This window comes from Planotetraspora sp. GP83 (genome assembly GCF_041262585.1).
Lineage (GTDB): Bacteria > Actinomycetota > Actinomycetes > Streptosporangiales > Streptosporangiaceae > JAOEGB01.
On sequence record NZ_JBGCBZ010000006.1, the window covers coordinates 120,828 to 146,464 of the forward strand.

The following is a 25,637-nucleotide window of genomic DNA, read 5'->3' on the forward strand; positions in this document are numbered from 1 at the left end:
CGGCCGGGTTTCCTGCTTCAGGGGTCTGCGGCCCCTCAGGGCCAGTGCGCGCGGGGCGGGATGCTCCGCTGAGCGGACCGGGGGGCCTCCGGAAGGCGGCTGTCGGCTCTAGAGAAGCCTCGCCGCCAGACCCGGCACGGCGCATCGGCCCCTAGGCAGGTATCCGCACGGCACCGGCCCTGCCTTTCGGCCGATATCGGCATCCACGCACTCTGACTACGCTGGTCGCGATGACGAAGCCGCAGATCCAACGCTGGTGGTTCCGCCTGGGCCAGGTGGCCGGGTTCACAGTGATGGCGGTGCTCGGGATCATCGACCTCCACTTCGGCATGCTGCAGCTCTCCGGCGTAGGCCTTGTGCTGTCGCTGGTACGGGTGGGGCTGGCGGTGGCCACCGTGCTTGTCTGGCTGCCCGCACACCCGCAGAACTCCCGGCGCCTGCCGTCGCTGGCTCTGTTGCTCGCCGCGGCGTCGATCCTCGTCACCGTCGCCATGCTGACCGCCGGGTTCGGCGCGACGGGCGTGTGGGGCTTCGCCGAGACCTGCGGCCTGCTCGCGAGCCTCTATGTGGTGGCGCGCCGGGGGGCGCCCAGGTCGTCGGTCGCCGCGGTTCTGGCCCTCGGGCTGGCCGTCGTCCTGCTGCCGTTGCGCGGTGTCGTCGACGACACGTACGTCATAGCCGCGCTCCTCCTCGCCCTCGGCGTGGCCGGCGCGACCGCGGGTGGGGCCTACATGCGGTTCCTGGACCGTGGGCGGGACCAGGTCCTCGCCACGATGCGGGCCGAGCAGCGCGCCGAGTTCGCCCGGGACCTGCATGACTTCATCGCCCACCACGTCACGGGAATCGTGGTCCAGGCGCAGGGCGCGCGGTTCATCGCCGAACAGGATCCGCAGAGGGTGATCCTCGCCCTGGAACAGATCGAGCAGGCCGGCGCGGAGACGATGAAATCGATGCGGCGGATGGTGGGCGTGCTGCGCGACCCGCACGCCGCACCGGACGCGCCGTTGACGCCGCTGGCCGGGCTGACGGAGCTCGACCTGTTGCTGGCGGGCTTCAACGGTTCGGGTGCGCCGGTGGCCCACCTGCACGTCGACGGAGATCTGGACGGGATCCCCGTTGAGGTCTCCACCACGGCCTACCGGGTGGTGATGGAGGCGTTGACGAACATCCGCAGGCACGCGGCGGGCGCCCGGTCGGTCGACGTGCAGATCTTCCGCGGCCCGGAGTCACTCCTCGTCCGGGTGACCGACGACGGCGCCACCCCGCGCGCCGCCGCGCCCCGGCGACAGCACCGGTACGGTCTCATGGGCCTCACCGAGCGGGTCCATGCCCTCGGCGGACGGTTCTCCGCCGGGCCCGGTGCCGTCGGCGGCTGGGTGGTCGACGCGGCGCTGCCGCTCAATCAGGAGGCGGCGCGGTGATTCGAGTGATGATCGCCGACGATCAGGCCATGGTCCGGACCGGCTTCAGCATGATCATCGACAGCCAGCCGGACATGGAAGTGGTGGGCGAGGCGGCGGACGGCGTGGCCGCGGTCGACCTGGCCCGGCGGCTCCGGCCCGATGTGGCGCTGCTGGACATCAGGATGCCCCGGATGGACGGCCTGGAGGCGCTCCGGCTGCTGGCGGGCAAGGGTGTCGCCGACCCGGTCAAAGTGGTCGTGGTGACCACCTTCGATCTCGACGAATACGTGCACACGGCGCTGAGCACCGGCGCGTCCGGGTTCCTGCTCAAGGACTCGGGGCCGGCACTGCTGGTGGAGGCGGTCCGGGCGGCGGTGTCGGGCGATGCCCTGATCAGCCCTTCGATCACGGTGCGGCTGCTGAAGCACCTCAGTCCCGCGGTCCCGGCGCACGACGACGCGGGCCTGTCGCCGCGGGAGCTCGACGTGGTGAAGTTGATCGCCCGCGGCCTGACCAACGCGGAAATCGCCCAGCGCCTGTTCATCGCCGTCGGCACCGTCAAGACACATCTGGGCAGCGTGCACATGAAGCTGGGCACCCGCAACCGGGTGGAGATCGCGGCCTGGGCGTGGGAACACCGCCTGGTCGATTGAGCCGCCGGGTCCGGCGGTGTGCCCCGCCGCCCGCGACGCGGACCCGGCAGGCGGCATCCGTTGCTGTACAGCACCGCTGCGACGTTCGCTTAGAACCCAGGGCAGGCGTGCCCAGGAGCAAGGGAACGTCCGGCGGACCTCAGTCGCACTGGATCACGGCCAGCGTACCTCCGGGGTGCGTTCCACTACCGCGCGTACTGCTCGAACGCCCGCTCAACCTCCGCCCGGTCGCGGCGGCCAGGCCGATCCGGTCCATCGTCTGTACCCGATCGAACTATGACACGAACCCGAGCGGCTCCCTTCAGGCCCGGCCGCCAGTGCCGCCCGCAGGGCGGGGATCACGGCGCGCCCACCAGTACCGAGGCCTGAGGCATGGATTAGCTGTGCGGCGCATAGTACTGTGTGCCACATGGTGACAGAAGGTGCGTACGACAAGCTCGAACTGGAGCTGCGGCGTGGCGTCGTCGTCCTCGCCGCGCTGTCGCAGTTGCGCACCGCGCGCTACGGCTACGAACTGCGCCAATCGCTGGCGGAAAGCGGCATGCCGATCGAGGAGGGCACGCTCTACCCCCTGCTCAGGCGGCTGGAGTCCCAAGGCGTGCTGACCAGCGAATGGCGCACCGATGGCGGCCCGCCACGCCGCTACTACGTGCTCAGCGCCGACGGCCTGGAGCTGTATCGACGGCTCACGGCCTCATGGCGCGGACTCAACCACACCGTGGATCTTCTCCTGAAAGGCGGAGAGCGCCCATGACCCCCGACGACCTCATCCAGAGTTATGTGGACGACGTGGCCAGGCTGCTGCCGCGGGCGCAGCGGCGCGACGTCGGCTATGAGCTGCGCAGCCTGCTGACCGAACAGCTCGCCGCCGAAGCCGAGCAGGCGGGCCGCCCCGCCGACGAGGCGATGGCCACCGCCCTGGTGCTCGGCTACGGCCGTCCCGCCGAGACCGCCGCGAGATACCGTCAGCCGCTGATCCTCATCGATCCCGCCGACTCGCGCCGATTCGTCAGGCTCGCCGTAATCGGTGTCGCCGTCATCTGGGTGCTCGGCCTGCTCGACACACTCATGCGGCATCCGATCGCGTCAGCAGGCGACCTGCTCGGCGCGCTCGGTCAGTGGTGGACCGGCGACGGCGTGGGCGCGCTGTGGTGGCCTGGCGTGCTCGTGGCCGGTTTCGCCACTGCCGCGTGGTGGCGCCGTACCCGGCCAGGCGCCGTCGCGTGGCGGCCTCGCCGCTTCGGGCGCGATCGGGTCAGCCGCCTCGGCTGTCTGGCCGCCGTCGTCGCAGGAGGAGTGGGGTTGTTCCTGCTGTTCAACGGGGACGTGCTGCTCGGGGGCCAGGCCGCGCCCGAAGCCTACCGGGCGCTGGCGATGGACGAGGGGTTCCTGCGTGAGCGTGCGCCCTGGCTGGTGGCGGTGCTGGCCGGGCACTTCGTGCTGTACGCGGTGCTGATCGTCCGTGGGAGTTGGCAGCCGTTGACCAGGCGCATCGAGATCGGGCTGACACTCGCCGCGTGCGCGGTCTTCGGCTGGGTCACCTCGGCGGGTGCGATGTTCGCCGCCGAGCCCGCCGACCAGATCGTGAAGGTCGTGCTGGTCGCTTCCATCGTCGTGGGCCTGCTCGACGCGGCACGCAAGCTCTACCGTGAGCTGCGCACCGAGCCCTATCGGCCGACCACCTGATCTCCTCCGACGTGGTGCACTTGGAGCAGGCGCGGGCCTGGTTCGGCCGACCGTGGGCGGCCTGACGGCAGGGGGTGCCGCAGTAGCGGGCCAGGCGGCCAGTCGACGCCGCCGCGATTGGTCCCGTACAGACCAGGCACCGGGCGGCTCGCCGCCGGTCTGGGTGGTCGCGGTGGTGGCCATCAGAAGGTTCCTTTCCGGGTCATGACGGGTCACGGGGTTTCGTCGTCTCGGCCGAGGAAGGACTCGCTGCGACGCAACTCACCCGCTTTAGTTGGCGCTCCAAGCGGCTGGTGTGTCAGAGCACGTTACGATGCGGCCTGAATAATCCCCCAAGGAGCTGCACCATGGCTTTGCGTCGTCTCATCTCCCTCGCCGTCGCGTGCGCGCTGATGATGGCGGTCGCCGCACCGGCTCAGGCCCGGTCGGCGCCGAAGAAGCCATACTGCGTGACCCACAAGTGCATCGCGTTGACCTTCGACGACGGGCCCGCCGACTACGCGGAGACCCTGCTGAAGATCCTCAAGAAGTACAAGGCCAAGGCCACCTTCTTCGTGATCGGCAATCGGGTGAAGAAGCACCCCAAGATCACCGCGCACATCGCCAGGGACGGCCACGAGATCGGCAACCACACCTGGGACCACAAGTACCTCACCGAGCTGAGCTACGAGGACATCTACCGCGAGATCAGGGACACTCAGCGGATCATCAAGAAGGCGACCAAGAAGTCACCGGTCCTGTTCCGGGCTCCCGGCGGGCTGACCGACGAGGACGTGGAGACCGCGACGGCCAAGTTCGGGCTCGTCCAGATCCCGGGAACGGTCGCCACCCAGGACTTCATCCCGGACTACCGCGACGTGGAGTTCCTCACCACCAGGGCTCTCGACATCGCCGGCCGGGACGAGGTCGTGCTGATGCACGAGACGGTCAAGCAGACGGTCCAGTCACTCCCGGCCGTCCTGAAGGAGCTGACCAAGCAGGGCTACCACTTCGTGACGGTCTCCAAGCTGCTCGAAGGCCAGAAGCTCATCCCTGGGCGGATATACCCGGAGGAGCCGCTGCTGAGCGACGACTGATCCGCCTCCCGAGGCGCTGCGTCGGGGACTCCACGAACCGGTACGTCAGCCAGCTCAGGCCGAGCAGCAAGGTCAGATAGCCCAGCGTGATGGACGCCTGGGCAGCGGCCGGCAACCGCCGGAGATCGCCCGCCATGGCGTTCAGGAACCTGAGCATCGGATGGTGGAGCAGATAGATCGAGTAGCTGATCAGGCCCAGCCAGGTCAGCACTCCCGGCAGGGGACGGCCGCGCAGGGCCATCCCGAGCGCGAAGGTCGCGGCGGCCAGGGCGATCGTGATGATCCACACGTCGGGCTGAACCCACCACCAGCCCGCCTGGATCGACCACACCGGAGCGGCGGCCACGAGGGCCGCCGACACGACGACCGGCGCGAGCCCGCTCGCGCCGCTCTCCCACCTCTGGATGGCCGTCCCCGTGAACATGACCGCGAGGATCGCCGCCCCGAACCAGGGCACGAAGCTCGCGAAGACCAGCAGGACGATCGCCATCAGGCCCAGCGCGTAGGCGGCAGCCGTACGTAACCGGCCGGTGATCAGGCACGCCACGCCCGCGACGAACACCGCGCACGCCGCGATGGCCGGCCATTTGCCGGGCAGCAGCGGCGCGGACAGCACGAGCCCCGCGCAGACGGCCACGATGCCGAAGACGATGGCCAGCGTGCCGCTCCGCTTGTGCACCCCGCCGACAAACAGAGCGGTCACCAGCAGGTAGAAGACCATCTCGTACGACAGGGTCCACATCGGGTCGGCCAGACCGCCGGTGTGCACGACATCGAGCAGCATCGTCAGGTGCGCGGCCACGGACGACACGTGGCGCGGCACCTCCTGCCGCACCGGCACCCAGATCGCCATGACCAGGACGAGACCGATCACAACCAGGTAGAGGGGATAGAGCCGGAACAACCGGCTGATCCAGAACGCCCTGACGTCTCCCCCGCGCTCCAGCGAGGTCGGGATGATATAGCCACTGACCAGGAAGAACACCAGCACGCCGTACATGCCGAGGTTGAACCAGAAAGGCCGGAGCGCGGGCATCAACCAGGGCAGCATGTGCTCGGCCACCACGGCCATCGCCCCGATCCCCCGCAGCGCGTCGAGCCACGCCAGCCGCGCGCCCTTCGTGCTTGACGATCCCATGACCGGCTGAGTGGCAATCACTCGCGTTAACATACCGGCCTTTACGGAAACCACACCGGTATGTACCACTTTCCCGACCTGCCCAGCTTTGGGGCGGCCCGGACGAAGCAGGGAAGCCGGGCGAATCCGGTGACGAGGCCAGGACAATGAGTAGCGCGCCCCGTAGGGCTACGAAGTGAGGCCGGGAGTAACCGCCGGGACGGTGGTGGCCCGGCCTTCGCGCTGTCCACGGTTCACGCTCGGCCGCCGCAAGACGTGCGAGGAGGGGTTATCGGCGCAGGTGAGCAGACTCGGAAAGGGTCAGCCGGATATGGCGTGGAACGCGCTCAGCCCGTGGGTCCACGGGAAAGGGCTATTCCCACTCGATGGTGCCGGGGGGCTTGCTGGTGACGTCGACGACGACGCGGTTGATCTCGCGGACCTCGTTGGTGATCCTCGTGGAGATCCGGGACAGCACGTCGTACGGCACGCGGGCCCAGTCGGCGGTCATCGCGTCCTCCGACGTGACGGGCCTGAGGACGACCGGGTGGCCGTAGGTGCGGCCGTCGCCCTGGACGCCGACCGATCGGACGTCGGCAAGCAGCACGACCGGGCACTGCCAGATGTCGCGGTCGAGCCCGGCGCGGGACAGCTCCTCGCGGGCGATGGCGTCGGCCTCGCGCAGCAGGTCGAGCCGCTCGCGGGTGACCTCGCCGATGATCCGGATGCCGAGCCCGGGGCCGGGGAACGGCTGACGCCACACCATCGCCGGCGGCAGGCCCAGCTCCTCACCGGCCCGCCGGACCTCGTCCTTGAACAGCGTCCGGAGCGGCTCGACCAGCTCGAACTTGAGGTCGTCGGGAAGCCCGCCCACGTTGTGGTGCGACTTGATGTTGGCGGTCCCGGTGCCTCCGCCCGACTCGACGACGTCGGGGTAGAGCGTGCCCTGGACGAGGAAGTCGACCGGACCGTCGGCGAGGATGGCGCGCTGCTCGTCCTCGAAGACGCGGATGAACTCCCGGCCGATGATCTTGCGCTTCTCCTCCGGGTCGGTGACCCCGGACAGGGCCTTGAGGAACCGCTCCGCGGCGTCCACGACGCGGAGTTTCACGCCGGTCGCGGCGACGAAGTCCCGCTCGACCTGCTCGGCCTCACCCTTGCGCAGCAGCCCGTGGTCGACGAAGACGCAGGTGAGACGGTCGCCGATGGCCCGCTGGACGATGGCGGCGGCCACGGCGGAGTCGACCCCGCCCGACAGCGCGCAGATCGCCCTGCCGTCGCCGACCTGCTCACGCACCGCCTCGACGGCGTCCTCGACGATGTTGAGCATGGTCCACGACGGGCGGCAACCGGCCGCGTCGAGGAAGTGCTTGAGCACCGCCTGCCCGTGGGCCGAGTGGAGCACCTCGGGGTGGAACTGCACGCCGTACAGGCCGCGGGAGGGGTCCTCCATCGCGGCGACCGGGGTGGCCTCGGTCGAGGCGGTGACGGCGAACCCCGCCGGGGCCCCCACCACCGAGTCGCCGTGCGACATCCACACCGACTGTACGGCCGGCAGCCCGGCGAAGAGCAGGCCCTCGCGGAGCACGTTCAGCGAGGTGCCGCCGAACTCGGCGGCCCCGGTCTTGGCGACCCGGCCCCCCAGCGCCTGGGCCATCGCCTGGAAGCCGTAGCAGATGCCGAACGTCGGCACCCCGGTCTCGAACAGGCCATCCGGGGCAGGCGGAGCCCCCTCGGCGTACACCGATGACGGGCCACCGGACAAGATGATCGCCTTGGGTTTCCTGGCCAGCATCTCGGACACCGGCATCGTCGACGGGACGATCTCGGAGTAGACGTGGCATTCACGCACCCGGCGGGCGATCAGCTGCGCGTACTGCGCGCCGAAGTCGACGACCAGGACCGTGTCGAACTCAGACACCGGAAGGACCCCCAGAGGAAAACGAGCGGTACCGCAAGTCTATCGGCGCTGTTCGCACAAGCCGTTCTCCACGTCGCCGTGATCATGCAGCGTGTCCCGGGAAGCTCGGGCACGTCCGGTTTCCCGAATCGTGATCATGCACGGATTCCGGCCGCACGCGGTGTGATCAGCGCCGCCACTCTTCGTGATCAGGCAGTGTCCGTCCGACGGACACGCCCTCATAGCGCATGATCACGCGGACCAAAGCGCCAGGTGGGCGGCCCATACGGGAATATGTGCATGATCACGCCGAGAAGGCTGGTGTTGAACGGCCAAACCTTGCAACCTTGCCTGCCGGGGAAAACTAGGTGATCTCCACGATGGGCAGCCGGAGGGCTCCGGGAGCGGCTGAGGGGACGACCGGCCGGGCGGGGGCGATCGGCGAGAGCCGTACGTAACCCGAACCCGGAGCGGGACGCGGGTCGGGATCGCCCTTGTTGGGCCAGAACGCCATGGCGCGCTCGGCCTGGGCGGTGATGGTCAGCGAGGGGTTGACGCCGAGGTTGGCCGAGATCGCCGAGCCGTCGACGATGTGCAGGCCCTCGTACCCGTAGACGCGGTGGTAGGGGTCGATCACGCCGGTCTCGGGCGAGTCGCCGATCGCGCAGCCACCGAGGAAGTGGGCCGTGGCCGGGATGTCGAAGAGGTCCAGCCATGATCCGCCGGGCATGCCGCCGATCTCCTCCGCCGCCAGGCGCACCGCCTGGTGCCCGGCCGGGACCCAGGTCGGGTTCGGCTCGCCGTGGCCGGGCCCGGCCCGCAGCCTCCCCTTCCGCAGAGAGACGGTGATCGAGTTGTTCTTGGCCTGCATGACGAGAGCGATGATGGCCCGCTCGGACCATTTGCGGTGGTTGAACAGCCGGGGCACGAGATGCGGCCGCCGGAGGGCCGCGCCGAGGAACCTCAGCCAGCGCGGAGCCCTCCCGTCACCATCGACGAGCAGGGTTCGCAGCATGGCCATCGCGTTGGAGCCGTCGCCGTACCTGACCGGTTCGATGTGGGTCTCGGCGTCGGGGTGGATCGACGACGTGATCGCCACGCCCCGGTTGAGCTTCTCCCCCTTGGCCGTCAGGCGCTCGAAGCCGAGCAGTGCCTCGGAGTTCGTCCTGGTCAGCACGCCGAGCCTGGGCGACAGCCGGGGCAGGGTGGTCGCCTTGAGCCGGTGGAGCAGGTGCTGCGTGCCGTACGTGCCGGCGGCGAAGACGACCTGGCGGGCCGTCAGCGTGCGCGCCCGGCCGAAGGAGCCGGTCCTCTTCACCGTGATCTCGTAGCCGCCGTCGATCGGGCGGACGCTCCTGACGGTGGTCTCGGGATGGACCTTCGCCCCGGCCTTCTCGGCCAGATGGAGGTAGTTCTTGATCAGCGTGTTCTTGGCGCCGTGGCGGCAGCCGGTCATGCACTCGCCGCACTCCACGCATCCGCGGCGGCGCGGCCCGGCCCCGCCGAAGTACGGATCGTCCACCTCGACGCCCGGCTCGCCGAAGAACACGCCGACCGGGGCGAGGTGGAAGGTGTCGCCCACCCCCATCCGCTCCGCGACCTTGCGCATGACCTCGTCGGCCGGGGTCACGGTGGGGTTGAGCACCACGCCGAGCATGCGTCTCGCCTGGTCGTAGTACGCGCTGAGCTCGGACTTCCAGTCGGTGATGTGGCTCCACTGAGGATCGTCGAAGAACGGGTCGAGCGGCTCGTAGAGGGTGTTCGCGTAGACGAGGGAGCCGCCGCCGACCCCCGCCCCGGCGAGGACCATGACGCCGCTGCGGCCGCGCAGCACGTGGATCCGCTGGATGCCCTTCAGGCCGAGCGCGGGCGCCCACAGGAAGTCCCTGGCCCGCCAGGAGGTCTTGGGCAGCGTGTTCTCGTCGAACCGCCGGCCGGCCTCCAGGACGCCGACCGAGTATCCCTTCTCGGTCAGCCTGAGCGCCGTAACGCTCCCGCCGAACCCCGACCCGATGACGACGACGTCGTAGTCCATGCTCACCGGTTGATCCCCCGCTACTTGAGGTGCAGCCGCTTCATCGTCTTGAGCAGGGTCGCGAGGGTGTCGGCGTACGTGTCGTACGGCAGGCCGAGAATCGGCTCGAACCCGAGCCACGAGGCCTGGCTGGCGACGGTCTGGACCTCGGTGTACTTGAGCAGGCCCTCGGTCCCGTGGCGCCGCCCGAGGCCGGACGCCTTCATGCCGCCCATGGGGGCGTCGTAGGAGCCGTAGGCCGAGCCGTACCCCTCGTTGATGTTGACGGTGCCCGCCTTGACGCGGGCGGCCAGCCGCCGGCCGCGGTCGAGGTCACGGGTCCAGATCGAGGCGTTCAGGCCGTAGACGGTGTCGTTGGCCTTGTCGACGGCCTCGTCCTCGGTCGAGAAGCGGTACAGCGCCACGACGGGCCCGAACGTCTCGTCCCGGCACAGGTCCATGTCCTCGGTGACGTTCTCCAGCACCGTGGGCTCGTAGAACAGGGGGCCGAGGTCGGGCCGCGCCCGGCCTCCGGCGAGGACCGTGGCGCCCTTCTCGACGGCGTCGGCCACGTGGGCGGACACGGCGTCGAGCTGCCGCTGGGACGTGAGCGACCCCATCTGGGAGTTCCAGTCGAGGCCACCGCCCAGCTTCATGTTCTCGACCACGCGGACGAACTTCTCGCGGAACGCGTCGGCGATCGACTCCTGGACGTAGAGCCGCTCGATCGAGATGCACAGCTGGCCCGCGTTGGTGAAGCAGGCCCGGACGGCGCCCTGGGCGGCCAGGTTGAGATCGGCGTCGTCGAGCACGATCATCGGGTTCTTGCCCCCGAGCTCCAGGGAGCAGCCGATGAGCCGCTTGGCGGCCTCCTCGGCGATCTTCCGGCCGCCGCGGGTCGAGCCGGTGAAGGCCACGTAGTCGGCGCCGTCCATCAGCGCGTCGCCGATCTCGGCGGGCTCGCCGAGCACGATCTGCCAGATGTCGCGCGGCATGCCGAGCTCCACGAGGAGGTCGATCGTCCAGAGCGTCGAAAGCGGGGTCTGCGTGTCGGGCTTGTGGACCACGACGTTGCCCGCCATCAGCGCCGGGACCACGTCCGGCACGCCGAGCGCGAGCGGGTAGTTCCACGGGCTGATCACCGCCACGGCGCCCTTGGGGTGGCGGATCTCGGTGGCGCGGGTCGCGATGGGAAAGATGCCCTTGCGCCGCTGGTCCTCCAGCAGCCGGGGGGCGCGCCGCGCGAAGTAGAGCGTGCAGCCGGCCGCGTCGAGGACCTCCTCGTTCGCGTGGCGTCTCGCCTTGCCCGTCTCCAACTGGACGATGTCGAGAAGTTCCTCGCGCCGGTCCAGGATCGCGTCGTGCAACCGGAGGAACGGCCTGACCCGCTCCCGCACGGGCAGCGCGGCCCACGCCTCCTGCGCGGCACGGGCCTTGGCGTACGCCGCGCGGACGTCCTCGGCAGTGGAGATCGGCACCTCGGCGAGAAGCTCACCGGTGAAGGGGGCGGAGATCTCCCGGGTTTTACCTTCCGAGGTGACGTGCTTAAGGATGCGTTCGACCATGGCCGCATCGAGCGTCCCAATTCTGGCACTCATGACGGAAGAATATTCCGGAGCGTGACTTATGGCTACTGGCTGGTAAAGACAACCATCGGGACACGACACTTCCGTGTCCTCCTGGGGACACGCCAGAATCCAGCTATGCCAGAAATCGCTCGCCTATTCGGGCATTCTCGTGCCGCCTGCTGAGGTTGCCCCGCTGAGGTCGGGAGACCCGGCACGGCTGGGCGCCTACGACCTCCAGGGGCGGTTGGGAGAAGGGGGCCAGGGCGTCGTCTACCTCGGCGCGGGGGCGTCCGGCGAGAAGGTCGCCGTCAAGTGGCTGCGACCCGACCTCGCGGGCGACCCCGACATGGTGGAGCGCTTCCTCCGCGAGGTGGCGGCGGCCAAGCGGGTCGCCCCGTTCTGCACGGCCCAGGTCATGGAGACCGGGGTCGAGGCGGAGCGTCCCTACATCGTCAGCGAGTACATCGAGGGCCCCTCGCTGCAGCGGCGCGTCCTCACCTCGGGCCCGATCAGCGGGCCGGCCCTGCACCGCCTCGCGATCGGTACGGCCACCGCCCTCGCGGCCATCCACCGGGCGGGGATCGTCCACCGCGACCTGAAGCCGGCCAACGTCATCATGGGACCGGACGGCCCGCGGGTGATCGACTTCGGCATCGCCAGAGCCCTGGACGCCTCCTCCACTCTGACGTCCCGGCCCGTGGGCACCCCGTCCTACATGGCCCCGGAGCAGATCATGGGCGAGCCGGCCGGGCCGCCCGCCGACCTGTTCGCCTGGGGCTGCACGATCGCCCACGCGGCCACCGGCGAGAGCCCGTTCGGCAGCGACTCGCTGCCCGCCGTGATCAACCGGATCCTGAACGGCCAGCCGAAGCTGGGCGACCTCCAGCCCCCACTGCGTGACGTCGTGGTCTCGTGCCTGGCCAGGGACCCGCGCACGCGACCCACGGCCGAACAGGTGCTCCTCGGCCTGCTGCAGCACTCCGCGCCGGGCCCGGCGATCCTCCAGGAAGCGGCCGCCGCGGCGTCCGAGGCCCCCGTCCCGCCCGGCGGCTCTCCCGTCCCGCCCGGTGGCTCTCCCGTCCCGCCCGGTGGCTCTCCCGTGCCGCCGGGGAGATCGCCCGTGCCGCCGGCCGCCTGGGCGGCCCGGCAGCCGATGCCGCCCCCGCCGTACCCGGGGCCCCCGCCGCACTCAGGGCCCCCGCCGCACTCAGGGCCCACGTCGCACTCAGGGCCCACGTCGGACCCGGGCGCGCGCCCGCCTCGCCCGGATGACCGTCCCTACCCGGCGCCGCCACCGCCGCGGCCGTACTCCGGCCCGGCGTCGGATCCGGGGGCCCACCAGGCTCCGCCTGGCAACCGTCCCCATCCCCCGCCGCCGACCCGGCCGTATCCCGGCCCGCCGCCGTCGCCGTACCCGCCGCCGATGCCGTCCCAGGCCGTCAGGGAGACGAAGACCCTGGAGCACGACCCGGAACGTTCCCCGCGGAAGTACGGCGTGGCCATCGCGAGCGGTGCGGTGGCGGTGCTGATCGTCGTGCTGGTCGCCGTCGTGATCGCCAATCGCGACCCGGACGGCACCATCCAGGCCGGGGGAACGACGACGACGTCCGCCACTCCGGCCTCGACGCCGACCAGCCAGGAGCCGAGCCCGACGCCGGCCGAGACGGCCCAGACGACCGAGGCGAAGCTGCCGGGCGTGAACGCCACGGTCTACGAGAACGCGTCCGACCCGATGAGGCTGACCTACTACGAGGTCGAGGACAAGCGGAAGAACGAGTGGATCAACTACCCACGCTCGACGGCGAATGGCCGGTTCGTCAAGAGCGTGAAGTACTGGCAGCAGGCCATCTCCCCTGACGGGACGGTCTCGGCCGGGCGGACCAGGAGCTACACGAGCGACAACTACCACGGCGTCGACCTCGTCGACCGCGCCACCGGCGACGCCCGCACGGTCAAGACCGTCAAGTATCCCCTGACGTACGAGTACGCGGACTGGACGAAGGACAGCCGCCGCCTGCTCCTCAGCATCCGCAACCCCGGCGGCTCCACCTGGACCACCAAGGGGTTCATCATCGTGGACGTCGACACCGGCACCGCCACGGTCCGCAAGGTCAACGACTCCTCGATCAAGGAGGGCCGGTTCTACTGGAACGGCGACGGCAGCATGGTCGCCACGTGGTTCGACAGCGGCACGACCAAGGGGATCCGCTACTACGACCTCGACGGCAACCCGGTCAGAACCCTCAAAGGCGTCGGCATGCCGTACAACACGTTGTCCGGGCTGTTCTCCCCCTCCGGCGCCTCGATCGTCACCAAGTGCGCCGACGACGCGGCGAAGGTCTGCTACTGGAACGCCACCACGGGGGTGGAGACGGGCAGGTTCGGCTCCGACTGCTCCAAGGTCCTCGGCTGGTGGGACGAGCAACACCTGTTCTGCTGGACCGAGGTCATCGCCGGCAAGTCGGCCGTGGTCGTGACGGACCTGCGGGGTCAGCACCTGCGGACGCTCCTGGAGACCACGCAGGCCGAGATCCTGGGGCCGTACTACTCGCGGCGGCAACTCGGAAGCTGACCGGTCTCGAACCGGAGCCCGGTGCGATCCGTCCTAGGGGGCATGAGGACATCGATTCGTACGGCAGGCACGCTCGCGCTGGCCGCGATCCTGGCCGCGGCGTGCTCCGCGGGCCGTGCGGCACAGGCTCCGGGGGACGACGGGGGCGGCGGGGGCCGCGGGGGCACCGTGGACCTGACCGGGAAGGTGAAGCTCGTCTCCTACACGAGCTGCGACGACATGCTGGCCGGGCTGCGGGAGGCCACCGCGAAGAACGTCACCCCGTGGGGCCTCGGGGCCAACCTCCTGTACATGGAGGAGCGGATGGACGTGGCGCCCAACGCCAAGGTAGCGGCCACGGGTGGCGAGTCGTATTCGACGACCAACGTCCACGAGGCGGGGGTGGACGAGCCCGACCTGGTCAAGACCGACGGCAAGCGGATCGTCACCGTCAACCAGGGCGTGCTGCGGGTGGTGGACACCGCGACCAGGAAGGTCACCGGGACGCTGCGGCTCCTCCCGCCGGAGCAGAGCTGGTCGCCGGCCGACCTGCTGATCTCCGGAGACCGCGCGCTGGTGCTCATCCAGGGTCAGGGGCTGCTGCCGTTCGGAGCGATGGCGAAGATGCGGCCCGGGCTGTCGGACCCGAAGTACGTGATCGTGGACCTGTCCGGCCGGCCCAGGGTGCTCGGGTCGCTGAGCGTCCATGGAGGCCACGTGGACGCCCGCCAGGTGGGGTCCACCGTGCGGATCGTCGTCCGGTCGCAGCCGGAGATCGCGTTCCCTGAGGCGAAACCCGACACCGCCGAGTCCAAGCTGCTCAAGCGCAACCGCGAAGCCGTGATGTCCGCGCCCATCGACGCGTGGCTGCCGCGGTTCACCGTCGAGTCCGGCGGCGCGAGCCGTACGGAGAAGGTCAAATGCGAGCAGGTCAGCCACCCGGCCGAGTTCACCGGGACGTCGATGCTGACCGTTCACACGATCGATCTCGCCGCCGACCCGTCCACCGCGTTCGACTCGGACTCGCCGATCAGCGTGGCGGCCGACGGCGACACCGTGTACGGCACGCAGAGCAGCCTCTACGTGACGAGCAACCCCCGCTGGTGGTCCAACCCGATGGCGATCGACGACGCGGTGGCGACGCCGGAGCCGGGCCAGGCGGCGAGCGGGTCGCCCGAGCCGTCCCCGACGCCGACCGCGCCGCCCGAGCAGACGGAGGTGCACCGGTTCGACATCAGCGGCTCCGGCGCCCCCCGATACGTGGGCTCGGGGGTCGTCCCGGGACGGCTGCTGAACCAGTACTCACTGTCGGAGCACCAGGGCAACCTCCGGGTGGCGACCACCTCCAACGCCGAGGTCTTCGGCGCGAGCCAGGGGACCAGCGACAGCGGCGTCTACGTGCTCAACGCCGACACGCTGGCCCAGGTGGGCGCGGTGACGGGCCTCGGCAAGGGTGAGCGGATCTACTCGGTCCGGTTCATCGGCGACCTCGGATACGTGGTGACGTTCCAGCAGACCGACCCGCTCTACACGCTGGACCTGCGGGACCCGGCCGCCCCGAAGGTCACGGGCGAGCTGAAGATCTCCGGATACTCGTCCTATCTGCACCCGGGCGGTCCCGGGCGGCTGCTCGGCATCGGCCAGGAGGCGAACGCCAAGGGCCAGGTCGAGGGTACGCAGATCTCCCTGTTCGACGTCAACGACCCGGCCTCCCCGCGGATCCTGTCCCGGTTCCTGCAGAAGAGCTCAGGCTCGGAGGCCGAGTGGGACCCGCACGCCTTCCTCTACTGGCCCGAGTCGGGGCTGGCCATGGTCCCCGTGTCTGATTGGGGCGACGGTGGCAGCGGGGCCATCGTGCTGAAGGTCGGCGACAGCGGGATCACCAAGGAGGGCCTGATCACCCACCCCCGGTCCGGTAGCCCGGAACGGTACGACCCCGGCATCCGCCGCTGCCTCGTGATCGGCGGGAGCCTCTGGACCGTCTCCGACCTCGGTCTAAAGGTCAGTGACGCGGCGAGCCTCGCCGACCAGGCGTGGATCCCCTTCGAGTGAAACCTTCTTGTACGGTCATCTGAGCGATGGCGGGCGGCGGAAAGCGATTTCCCTGGCCGGATGACCGTACAAGACCCGTCGGCGCGGGAAGCGTCAGACCGGGCGGCCCTCCGGGAGGGCGACGGGGACGATCTCGGGAGCGCCGAGGCGGATCGCGTCGGCCTCCTGGTCGGTGTCCTGCTCCTGGGAGGCCCGCTCGGCCTCCACCCGCTTGGTGAAGTACTCCACTTCCCGCTTCACCTGCTCCGCGTCCCAGCCGAGCGGCTTGGCCATGAGCTCGGCGGCCTCCTGCGCCACGGCGGAGCCCCGGTGGAAGGTCTCGATCGAGATGCGGGTCCGCCGGGTCAGCGCGTCGTTGAGGTGCCGCGCCCCCTCATGCGTGGCGGCGTACACGATCTCGGCGCGCAGGTAGTCGTCCGCGCCGCTCAGCGGCCGGCCCAGCGAGGGGTCGCGCTCGATCAGGTCGAGCACCTCGTCGATCATGGAGCCGTACCTCTGGAGCAGGTGCTCGATCCGGGCGACGTGCAGGCCCGAGGACCGGGCGAGCCGGTGACGGGAGTTCCACAGCGCCTGGTAGCCCTCCGCCCCGGCCAGGGGCACCTGGTCGGTGCACGACGGGGGCACGCGCTGGTCGAGCCCGTGCGCGACCGCGTCGACCGCGTCGCCCGCCATCACGCGGTACGTCGTGAACTTGCCGCCGGCGACCATGACCAGGCCGGGCACCGGGTGGGCCACCACGTGCTCGCGCGAGAGCTTCGAGGTCTCCTCCGACTCTCCGGCCAGAAGGGGACGTAGGCCGGCGTAGACGCCCTCCACGTCGTCTCTGGTCAGCGGCACCGACAGGACGGAATTCACATGATCGAGCAGGTAGTCGATGTCGGTCCTGGACGCCGCCGGATGGGCCCTGTCGAGGGTCCACTCCGTGTCGGTCGTCCCGATGATCCAGTGCCGCCCCCAGGGGATGACGAAGAGCACCGACTTCTCGGTGCGCATGATGATCCCGGTCACCGACTGGATCCGGTCGCGCGGCACCACGAGGTGGATGCCCTTCGACGCCTTGACGTGGATCTGGCCACGCCCGCCGACCAGCTCCTGGATCTCGTCGGTCCACACGCCGGTGGCGTTGACGACCTGGCGGGCGCGCACGTCCGTCTGGGCCCCCGTCGCTGAGGGGGTCTCCAGGTCGCGGACCCGGACCCCGGTGACCCGCTCCCCCTCCCTCAGAAAGCCGACAGCCTGGGCGCGCGACGCCACGAGCGCGCCGTACGTCGCGGCCGTGCGGAGCATGGTCATCACGTAGCGGGCGTCGTCTACCTGGGCGTCCCAGTACTGCACCGCCCCGGTGAAGGCCGACCGCTTGAGCGCGGGCGCGATACGCAGGGCCCGCCGCCGCGTCAGGTGCCGGTGGCCGGGGACGCCGCGGTTGAAGCCTAAGGAGAAGCCCAGCGAGTCGTAGAGCACCAGCCCGGCCCCGACGTACGGCCGCTCCCAGCCCGTGTGGGTCAGGGGGAACAGGAACGGCACCGGCCTGACCAGGTGGGGCGCGATCCGCTGGAGCAGCAGCGCGCGCTCCTGCAGGGCCTCCCTGACCAGGTCGAAGTTCAACTGCTCCAGATAGCGCAGGCCGCCGTGGATCAGCTTGGAGGAGCGCGACGAGGTCCCGGAGGCGAAGTCCCGCGCCTCGACGAGGCCCACGGAAAGGCCCCTGGTGGCGGCGTCCAGAGCGACACCGGCCCCGACCACGCCGCCGCCGATCACGACCACGTCGAGTTCCTGCGATTCCATCCGGGACAGTGCCGCCGAACGCTCTGCCGGGCCGAGCCGCGCCATGCCCATCCGCGCCGTCATAGGGCTCCCTCTGTACGGCTTTCGCCTGTGCGATCGTTTTCTACCCGTGGGTAGTCACCCGCAAATCGTACCTCTAACCCCCTTTCCCAATGATCTTCCAATATTCGGGTTGACCTGGGCAGATCAGGCGCGCAGCACCTTCACTCCGCGTTCGGTGAACTCCGCCGCAACGGTGTCCGGCACCCCGGTGTCGGTCACGAGAACATCGACGGCGTCGAGCGCGCAGATCCGGGCGAACGCCCGGCGGGCGACCTTTGAGCTGTCGGCCACCGCCACCACCTGGGCGGCTCGGCGGATCAGGAGGTTGTTGACCTCCGCCTCGCCCTCGTCGTGCGCGTACGTCCCCGCGAGATCCAGAGCGTCCACCCCGAGGAAGGCGGTGTCGAGCGAGAGCTGCCCGATCACCCCGGAGGCGAGCGGCCCGATCAGCTCGTAGGACTGCGGCCGGACCACCCCGCCTACCACCACGATCTTCAGGTTGCCCCGCACAGTCAGCTCAGCGGCGATGTTCAGCGCGTTCGTCACGATCGTCGACGGCCGCTCGGCGTCGGCCAGCAGGGCGAGCGCCCTGGCCACCTCGGAGGTGGTGGTGCCACCGTTCATGCCGACGACGGCGCCGGGGGACACCAGCTCGGCGGCCGCGGCGGCGATGCGCTGCTTCTCCCCGGCGTGCCTGGCGGTCTTGTAGCGCAGCGGCAGGTCGTAGCTGACGCTCTCCGCGACCGCCCCGCCGCGCGTCCGCACGATCATCTGCTGGCGGGCCAGCTCGTCGAAGTCGCGCCTGATCGTGGCCGTCGACACGTCAAGCGACGCGGCGGCCTCCTCCACGCTCAGCCGTCCCTGCCCGGCGAGCAGCTCCAGCAGCGCGTTCCACCGTTCATACCGACTCATGCTGCACAATAATGCTCCATTTTGATATAAACAATGCAGAAACGAGCGAGGAGCCGCCTGTGGCGAGTCACACCGGCTCGACCTCGGCGAGCCGCTTCACCTCACCAGCTCTGTGATCCTGGCACCCTGACCGGAAAGATGGCCGCATGAGCGTGACTCTCTCGGACCTCCGCGTCGTCACTCCGGACGGAGTCCACGACGGCTGGCTCACCATCGAGGACGGCCGGATCACCCACATCGGCCGGGGCCCGGCGCCCGGCAACGGGCACGGCCTCGGCGGGCGCACGGTCGTCCCCGGGTTCGTCGACATCCACACCCACGGCGGGGCCGGCGGCTCCTACCCGGACGGCGATCCCGAGACGGCCGCCGCGATCGCGGCCTTCCATCTCGGGCACGGCTCCACGACCGCACTGGCCAGCCTGGTCACCGCGGCCCCCGACACCCTGGCCCGGGCGGCGTCCGCGCTGGCCGACCTGTGCGAACAGGGCCTCATCGCGGGCATCCACTTCGAGGGTCCGTACATCTCGAAGGCCCGCTGCGGGGCGCACAACCCGGCGCTGCTCCGCGACCCGGACCGGGCGGAGTTTCAGGCGCTGCTCAAGGCGGGGCGCGGCCACGTACGCATGCTCACGATCGCGACCGAGCTGCCGAACGCGCTCGACGTCATCAGGGACGCCGCCGCCGAGGGCGTCATCGCCGCGCTCGGCCACAGCGACGCCACCTATGAGGAGACGATCGCGGGCATCGAGGCCGGGGGCACCGTGGCCACCCACCTCTACAACGCCATGCCGTCCCTGAACCACCGGGCCCCCGGCCCGATCGCCGCCCTGCTCCAGGATGAGCGGGTCACGGTCGAGCTGATCAACGACGGCGTCCACGTCCACCCGGCGATGCTCAGGCTCGCCATGCACGAGGCGGGCGCGAGCCGTACGGCGCTGATCACAGACGCGATGGCGGCGGCCGGCATAGGCGACGGGAGCTACCCGCTCGGCCAGATGACCGTCAACGTCGAGAACGGCGTGGCCCGGCTGGCCGAAGGCGGCTCGATCGCCGGCAGCACGCTGACCATGGACGTGGCGTTCCGCCGCACGGTCCGCGAGGTGGGATTCCCACTGGTCGAGGCGGCGCTGATGGCCTCCCTCACCCCTGCCCGCGTCCTCGGCCTCGACGGCGAGATCGGCTCGATCTCCGTCGGGAAGTACGCCGACCTGGTCGTGCTCGACGACGACCTACGACTCGCCGGCGTCATGAAACGCGGAGCGTGGGTGCGCGAACCCGCCGCCACCTGACCCGCCAACACCTGACCCGGCACCACCGCACCACGCCGGCCCCCTGCCCCGGCCCGGTCTGTGCGTGATCACGCACATAGGGGTGGTGGTCACGGCTGCGGTGGGGCGACGACCACCTCGACCCGCTGGAACTCCTTCAGGTCGGAGTAGCCCGCGGTGGCCATCGTCCGGCGCAGCGCGCCCATGAGGTTCATGGAGCCGTCCGCCACGGACGACGGGCCGTGCAGGATCTCCTCCAGCGTCCCGATCGTGCCGAACTCGACGCGCTTGCCGCGCGGCAGCTCGGGATGGTGGGCTTCGGATCCCCAGTGGAAGCCCCGGCCGGGGGCCTCGGCCGCCCGCGCGAGCGGCGAGCCCACCATGACGGCGTCGGCGCCGCAGGCGATCGCCTTGGCGATGTCGCCCGAGCCGCCCATGCCGCCGTCGGCGATGACGTGGACGTAGCGGCCGCCCGACTCGTCCATGTAGTCGCGGCGGGCCGCGGCCACGTCGGAGACCGCTGTGGCCATCGGCACGACCACGCCCAGAACGTTGCGGGTGGTGTGCGAGGCGCCGCCACCGAAGCCGACCAGCACGCCCGCGGCGCCGGTCCGCATGAGGTGCAGCGCGGCCGTGTACGTCGCGCAGCCGCCCACGATGACCGGGACGTCGAGCTCGTAGATGAACTGCTTCAGGTTCAGCGGCTCCGCCCGGCCCGACACGTGCTCGGCGGAGACCGTGGTGCCGCGGATGACGAAGATGTCCACGCCCGCGTCGATCACGGCCTTGTGGTGCTGCACGGTCCGCTGCGGCGACAGCCGTACGGCGGCGGTGACGCCCGCGGCGCGGATCTGCTCGATGCGCCGCCCGATCAGCTCGTCCTGGATCGGAGCGGTGTAGATCTCCTGCAGCCGCCGCGTCGCGGCCGCCTGGTCGAGGGCCGCGACCTCCTCCAGCAGCGGCCCCGGGTCCTCGTAGCGGGTCCACAGCCCTTCGAGGTCGAGGACCGCCAGGCCGCCCAGCCGGCCGATCTGGATCGCGGTCTCGGGGGACACGACGCTGTCCATCGGGCTCACCACGAGCGGCAGGTCGAACCGGTAGGCGTCGATCTGCCAGGAGATCGACACCTCCTCGGGGTCACGGGTGCGCCGGGAGGGCACGATGCCGATCTCGTCCAGCGCGTACGCGCGCCGCCCGCTCTTGCCGCGCCCGATCTCCACCTGAGTCATATGGCCTATTCTTTCCCATTCATGTGCGTACGGCGTCGGGCCGAATCGTCCTAGCGGCGGTGGTAGTTGGGAGACTCGACCGTCATCTGGATGTCGTGGGGGTGGCTCTCCTTGAGCCCCGCCGACGTGATGGGCATGAGCTGCGCCTTCTCGTGCAGCTCGCCGATCGTCCGGGACCCGGTGTACCACATGCCCTGCCGCAGGCCGCCGACGAGCTGGTGGGCCACGGCGGCGACCGGGCCGCGGTAGGGCACCTGGCCCTCGATGCCCTCGGGGATGTACTTGTCCTCGCCGGAGACCTCGGACTGGGCGTAGCGGTCCTTGCTGAAGGACGTCCCGCCGCGCTCGCGGTTGCGGACCGCCCCAAGCGAGCCCATGCCCCGGTAGGACTTGAACTGCTTACCGTTGATGAAGATCAGCTCGCCGGGCGACTCCTCGCAGCCCGCCAGCAGCGAGCCCAGCATGACCGTGTCGGCTCCCGCGGCGAGGGCCTTGGCGATGTCCCCCGAGTACTGCAGGCCGCCGTCGCCGATGACCGGGATGCCCGCGGGCCCGGCGGCCAGCGCGGCCTCGTAGATCGCGGTGAGCTGCGGCGCGCCGACGCCCGCGACGACGCGGGTCGTGCAGATGGAGCCGGGGCCGACGCCCACCTTGACCGCGTCGGCGCCCGCGTCGACCAGCGCCTGGGCGCCGGCCTGGGTCGCCACGTTGCCCCCGATCACGTCCACCCGGCCGTTCGCGTTGGCCTTGATCTTGGCGATCATGTCGCACACGCCGCGCGAGTGGCCGTGGGCGGTGTCCACCACGATGACGTCGGCTCCGGCGTCGATCAGCGCCATCGCGCGCTGCTCCGCGTCGCCCGCGACGCCGACGGCCGCGCCGACCATCAGCCGCCCGCGGGCGTCCTTGGTGGCCAGGGGATACTGCTCGCTCTTGGTGAAGTCCTTGACCGTGATCAGACCCTGCAGGCGACCTGTCTCGTCGACGAGCGGCAGCTTCTCGACCTTGTTCTGGCGGAGCAGCCGGAACGCCTCCTCGCGGGAGACTCCGACGGGGGCGGTCACGAGCGGCATTCCGGTCATGACGTCACGGACGGCCTTGCTCTGGTCGGTCTCAAACCGCATATCGCGATTTGTCACGATTCCAACCAGGACGCCCTCGGCGTCCGTCACCGGCACGCCGGAGATCCGGTAGGTGGCGCAGAGCCGCTCGACGTCGGCCAGGGTGTCATCGGGGGAACAGGTCACCGGGTTGGTGACCATGCCCGCCTCGGAGCGTTTGACGAGGTCGACCTGTCCGGCCTGGTCCTCGATGGAGAGGTTGCGGTGGAGGATGCCGATGCCGCCCTGGCGGGCCATCGCGACGGCCATGCGCGCCTCGGTGACCGTGTCCATGGCGGCCGACACGAGCGGGATCCGCAGGACGACGTTCCGCGAGAGGCGGGTCGTGGTGTCGGCGTCACCCGGCTGCAGATCCGAGTAGGCGGGAACCAGAAGCACGTCGTCGAACGTCAACCCCGGTTCGGTGAACTTGGCCATCTCCAACCCCTCCTGCCTGGCGGGTCCCTCGCCAGACCCCGAGGTCAGTCTAGTGGTCGTCCCCAAACCCGGTCCGCCGGTCCTGTCAAGAGCCGCCGCACGTGAAAGTGGGGGGACCGGAGACCGGTCCCCCCACTGTGCGGCGTCGCGTTGGCCACGCCATCGAGCCCCCCTCCGCGCCCGAGTAACGCGGCGTCACGGCTAACGCTAAGTCAAGGATGCGTCACGGAACGTCGATGCGCAATGTCTCAACGTGCAACTGCACAAAGTTGCATTTGTTCGCGTTTCGAAAATCCATGCCGGCGCCTTGAATGTGCGAAGGTCCCGGTACCGCAGCGGAGATCAGAGCTATTCTCACGACGCGATGCGAGGCGACCAACGGAGCGAGCCATGAGTACCACCCGGAACGCGGACCCTCTCGAAGCCCTCGGCCTCACACAGGACCAGACCGTCCTCTACACGACGGTGCTGAAACTCCACCGGGCGACGCTCACGGAGCTCGCCTACGCCGTGGACCAGCGCGCGGACGACGTGCTCGACCGGCTCACCCAGCTCGTACGGCTCGGCGCGGTCGAGGAGCAGCACGGGAAGTACCTCGCCCGCCACCCGGCGGCGGCGATCGGGCGGCTGGTGGCCGAGAGGCTGGACCGGCTCGCCCGGGAGAGCCGCCAGATCGACGAGGCGCTGACCTCCGTCGGCCGGCTCACCCACCACTACGACGCCGGGCGCGACTACCAGAGCGGCCGGTTCGCCGTGGAGCTGGTCAGCGGGGCGGACGAGCTGTACGAGAGCGTCGTCGGCCTGGCCCTGCAGAACCCCCCGGCCGACATGGTCTTCGCCATCGCCGACCGGCGCACGATGAGCGACTTCGCCGAGAAGTACACCGGGCCCTGGATCCAGGCGATCAAGGACGGTGTCCTGTCGTCGCGGGCCGTCATCCCCGTCTCCGTCATGACGGCTCCGGGCGTGCGGAAGGTGTGCGACCGGCTCGCCGAGGCCGGCGCCGGCATCCGGACCCTCGACCGGGTGCCGAGCTGGTTCTTCGCCCTGGGCGAGGACACGGCCGGCCTGCCCGCGGAGTGGGGCGACTCGCTGCCGGAGCACGCCTACAACTGCTCCCTCGTCCGCGCCCCCATCGTCGTGGCGGCGCTGCGCTCCCTCTTCGAGGAGCTCTGGGCGCGCGCCACACCCGTGGAGTCCCCGAACGGCGCGCACCAGGTGCTGAGGCTGGCCGCGCAGGGACTCTCCGACGAGAGCATCGCCCGCCACCTCGGGGTCTCCGTCCGCACCGTCCGGACCAGGTTCGCCGAGGCCATGGCCGAGCTGGGCGTGCACACCCGCTTTCACGCGGGGGCCGAGGCCGCCCGCCGGGGATGGCTGTGACCTGGGGGGCGCCGTCAAGCCGGCCACCCGATGAGCAGAGCAGGCCCGGTTTCGTTCACCATGGCGAGTCCTGGTCATAAGGTGGGATGCGTGCTGGAAGACGTCCCCCGCGACCCGTTCGCGGACGACCCTAACGATCCCGCCGCGGAGCTGGGCGAGCCGGACGACCCGGAGCCGCTCACGCTCGCCGAGCGGGACGAGGCGCTGACCGACCTCGCCGACGTGGAGGTCTTCCGCTCCCTGCTGGAGCCCCAAGGCGTGCTCGGGCTGGTCCTCGACTGCCCGGAATGCGGCGAGCAGCACTACTTCGACTGGGACCTGCTCCGCGGCAACCTCCGCCAGATGATCGACAACGGCCGCCCGCAGGTCCACGAGCCCGCCTTCCAGCCCGACCCGGCCGACTACGTCAGCTGGGAGTATGCCAGAGGCTACGTCGACGGCGTGATCGACACCGAGGAGAGCCGCTGACTCTCCACGTCGGCGATGAGCGCGCCGAGGAGGCGGACGGCGGCGTCGGCTCCTGAGGCCACGGGCTCACGGCGGGCCAGCGCGTCAAGGACTGCGTCGGTCCGCAGTACGTCGCCCTCCACGTCGGCATCGTCGTACGACCCGAGTAGGCGTGCCGTACGACGACGTTTCGTGGTCACGCAATCGACTCCAGCTCGGCGAGCTGCCGCAACCTGGCGAGAGCGCGATGCTGGGCGACCCGGACAGCACCTGGTGACATGCCGAGTACATTACCGGTCTCCTCGGCTGAAAGACCCGAAACCACTCGCAGGATGAGTAGTTCGCGCTGGTTGTCCGGAAGGCGGGACAGAAGAGCGCGGGCGTGCTCCGCCTCGATGTAGCGCACCACCGTCTCCTCTGGCCCCGGCCCCTCGTCGGGCCCGTCCGGCAGATCCTGAGTCGGCACGGCGGAGCGGACGGAGCTGCGCAGGGCGTCGGCGACCTTGTGCGACGCGATCCCGAACACGAACGACGCGAACGGCCGGCCCATGTCCCGGTAGCGCGGCAGGGCCGACAGCACCGCGATGCAGACTTCCTGCGCCACGTCGTCGGCGATGTGGTAGTGACCGGAGACCCTGCCGAGACGGGCCCTGCAGTAACGCACCACCATCGGGCGCAGATGTCCTAGAAGCGATTCGATCGCGGTGCGATCTCCCTGTACGGCAAGGCTGGTCAGTTCCCTGAGGTCGGACTCATCCGATCTCGTCGCAAGCCTTACCCCAGTTGCGGCGTCGGCGACGCGTCCCTCGGTCACGTTAGGCATGATGCCCGCCACGATCGTGCATGTCGTCATGGTTAACGGCTACGGATTGGTCACATTGACGCGTCGATAACGCTCTGTAATCATTCGAACACCACAGCGTTGGAACATTCCAATACAAATGGCCAAATCATCGGATATTTGTCAGAGGCTCTGACCAGGTAAACGAAGTACGGCTCCCACCTCGACCGAG

Annotated in this window: 20 protein-coding genes; 10 read left to right on the top strand and 10 right to left on the bottom strand. The window is 70.1% G+C overall.

All coding sequences use genetic code 11. The annotated features are described in order from the left end of the window. The first annotated feature begins 230 nt into the window (after nucleotides 1–230). The 5 genes from ABH927_RS10790 (at nucleotide 231) to ABH927_RS10810 (ending at nucleotide 4,818) form a co-directional block, all read left to right on the top strand. Nucleotides 231–1,421 carry a sensor histidine kinase gene (locus tag ABH927_RS10790; protein ID WP_370020417.1) on the top strand — a complete coding sequence of 397 codons (1,191 nt, stop codon included), beginning with the start codon at nucleotides 231–233 and terminating at the stop codon, nucleotides 1,419–1,421. 8 nt (nucleotides 1,422–1,429) lie between these two features. Next, the gene (locus ABH927_RS10795) at nucleotides 1,430–2,056 is read left to right on the top strand and encodes a response regulator (protein WP_370020809.1); all 627 of its coding nucleotides are present in this window, start codon (nucleotides 1,430–1,432) and stop codon (nucleotides 2,054–2,056) included. A 409-nt stretch (nucleotides 2,057–2,465) separates the two neighbouring features. Next, nucleotides 2,466–2,810 carry a PadR family transcriptional regulator gene (locus tag ABH927_RS10800; RefSeq protein ID WP_370020419.1) on the top strand — a complete coding sequence of 115 codons (345 nt, stop codon included), beginning with the start codon at nucleotides 2,466–2,468 and terminating at the stop codon, nucleotides 2,808–2,810. Next, nucleotides 2,807–3,742 carry a hypothetical protein gene (locus tag ABH927_RS10805; protein WP_370020421.1) on the top strand — a complete coding sequence of 312 codons (936 nt, stop codon included), beginning with the start codon at nucleotides 2,807–2,809 and terminating at the stop codon, nucleotides 3,740–3,742. Before ABH927_RS10800 ends, ABH927_RS10805 begins: the two co-directional genes overlap by 4 nt. A gap of 347 nt (nucleotides 3,743–4,089) precedes the next feature. After that, entirely contained in the window at nucleotides 4,090–4,818 is a 729-nt protein-coding gene (locus ABH927_RS10810) for a polysaccharide deacetylase family protein (protein ID WP_370020423.1), read from the top strand. Here the strand turns inward: ABH927_RS10810 and ABH927_RS10815 are convergent. From ABH927_RS10815 to ABH927_RS10830, 4 genes are all read right to left on the bottom strand, one after another. Further along, nucleotides 4,769–5,977 (bottom strand): acyltransferase family protein, encoded by a 1,209-nt coding sequence (locus ABH927_RS10815; protein WP_370020425.1) that lies wholly within the window; start codon nucleotides 5,975–5,977, stop codon nucleotides 4,769–4,771. The two genes, ABH927_RS10810 and ABH927_RS10815, sit on opposite strands and share 50 nt — an antisense overlap. Nucleotides 5,978–6,308: 331 nt before the next feature. Beyond that, on the bottom strand, nucleotides 6,309–7,871 hold the full coding sequence (gene guaA, locus ABH927_RS10820; RefSeq protein WP_370020811.1) for a glutamine-hydrolyzing GMP synthase: 1,563 nt from the start codon (nucleotides 7,869–7,871) through the stop codon (nucleotides 6,309–6,311). A gap of 328 nt (nucleotides 7,872–8,199) precedes the next feature. Continuing rightward, nucleotides 8,200–9,870: a GMC oxidoreductase gene (locus tag ABH927_RS10825; protein WP_370020813.1), complete on the bottom strand. Its 1,671-nt coding sequence runs from the start codon at nucleotides 9,868–9,870 to the stop codon at nucleotides 8,200–8,202. Between the two features lie 20 nt (nucleotides 9,871–9,890). Further along, nucleotides 9,891–11,447, bottom strand: coding sequence for a succinic semialdehyde dehydrogenase (locus ABH927_RS10830; protein WP_370020426.1), 1,557 nt, complete (start codon nucleotides 11,445–11,447; stop codon nucleotides 9,891–9,893). A 139-nt stretch (nucleotides 11,448–11,586) separates the two neighbouring features. Here ABH927_RS10830 and ABH927_RS10835 point away from each other — a divergent pair, with 139 nt between their 5' ends. Beyond that, entirely contained in the window at nucleotides 11,587–13,989 is a 2,403-nt protein-coding gene (locus tag ABH927_RS10835; RefSeq protein WP_370020428.1) for a protein kinase domain-containing protein, read from the top strand. Between the two features lie 42 nt (nucleotides 13,990–14,031). Further along, on the top strand, nucleotides 14,032–16,020 hold the full coding sequence (locus tag ABH927_RS10840) for a beta-propeller domain-containing protein (protein ID WP_370020430.1): 1,989 nt from the start codon (nucleotides 14,032–14,034) through the stop codon (nucleotides 16,018–16,020). A 93-nt stretch (nucleotides 16,021–16,113) separates the two neighbouring features. On the opposite strand, the gene ABH927_RS10845 is transcribed toward ABH927_RS10840, so the two are convergent. After that, entirely contained in the window at nucleotides 16,114–17,868 is a 1,755-nt protein-coding gene (locus tag ABH927_RS10845) for a glycerol-3-phosphate dehydrogenase/oxidase (RefSeq protein ID WP_370020432.1), read from the bottom strand. 123 nt (nucleotides 17,869–17,991) lie between these two features. After that, a complete protein-coding gene (locus ABH927_RS10850; protein WP_370020434.1) occupies nucleotides 17,992–18,759 on the bottom strand; it encodes a DeoR/GlpR family DNA-binding transcription regulator in 768 nt (255 codons plus the stop codon). A 146-nt stretch (nucleotides 18,760–18,905) separates the two neighbouring features. Here ABH927_RS10850 and nagA point away from each other — a divergent pair, with 146 nt between their 5' ends. Next, the gene (gene nagA, locus ABH927_RS10855) at nucleotides 18,906–20,048 is read left to right on the top strand and encodes an N-acetylglucosamine-6-phosphate deacetylase (protein WP_370020436.1); all 1,143 of its coding nucleotides are present in this window, start codon (nucleotides 18,906–18,908) and stop codon (nucleotides 20,046–20,048) included. Between the two features lie 89 nt (nucleotides 20,049–20,137). Here the strand turns inward: nagA and ABH927_RS10860 are convergent, their stop codons facing one another. Both ABH927_RS10860 and guaB read right to left on the bottom strand, forming a co-directional pair. After that, entirely contained in the window at nucleotides 20,138–21,256 is a 1,119-nt protein-coding gene (locus tag ABH927_RS10860; RefSeq protein WP_370020438.1) for a GuaB3 family IMP dehydrogenase-related protein, read from the bottom strand. Between the two features lie 50 nt (nucleotides 21,257–21,306). Beyond that, the gene (gene guaB, locus ABH927_RS10865; protein ID WP_370020440.1) at nucleotides 21,307–22,794 is read right to left on the bottom strand and encodes an IMP dehydrogenase; all 1,488 of its coding nucleotides are present in this window, start codon (nucleotides 22,792–22,794) and stop codon (nucleotides 21,307–21,309) included. A 390-nt stretch (nucleotides 22,795–23,184) separates the two neighbouring features. Between guaB and ABH927_RS10870 the strand changes: the two genes are divergently transcribed. Continuing rightward, nucleotides 23,185–24,177 carry a LuxR C-terminal-related transcriptional regulator gene (locus ABH927_RS10870; protein WP_370020442.1) on the top strand — a complete coding sequence of 331 codons (993 nt, stop codon included), beginning with the start codon at nucleotides 23,185–23,187 and terminating at the stop codon, nucleotides 24,175–24,177. A gap of 90 nt (nucleotides 24,178–24,267) precedes the next feature. Next, on the top strand, nucleotides 24,268–24,645 hold the full coding sequence (locus ABH927_RS10875; protein WP_370020444.1) for a DUF5319 domain-containing protein: 378 nt from the start codon (nucleotides 24,268–24,270) through the stop codon (nucleotides 24,643–24,645). Here the strand turns inward: ABH927_RS10875 and ABH927_RS10880 are convergent. Both ABH927_RS10880 and ABH927_RS10885 read right to left on the bottom strand, forming a co-directional pair. Beyond that, nucleotides 24,606–24,824 (bottom strand): hypothetical protein, encoded by a 219-nt coding sequence (locus ABH927_RS10880; RefSeq protein WP_261581192.1) that lies wholly within the window; start codon nucleotides 24,822–24,824, stop codon nucleotides 24,606–24,608. The two genes, ABH927_RS10875 and ABH927_RS10880, sit on opposite strands and share 40 nt — an antisense overlap. Further along, nucleotides 24,821–25,447, bottom strand: a complete 627-nt coding sequence (locus ABH927_RS10885; protein ID WP_261581838.1) for a sigma-70 family RNA polymerase sigma factor — start codon at nucleotides 25,445–25,447, stop codon at nucleotides 24,821–24,823. Before ABH927_RS10885 ends, ABH927_RS10880 begins: the two co-directional genes overlap by 4 nt. Nucleotides 25,448–25,637: the final 190 nt, after the last annotated feature.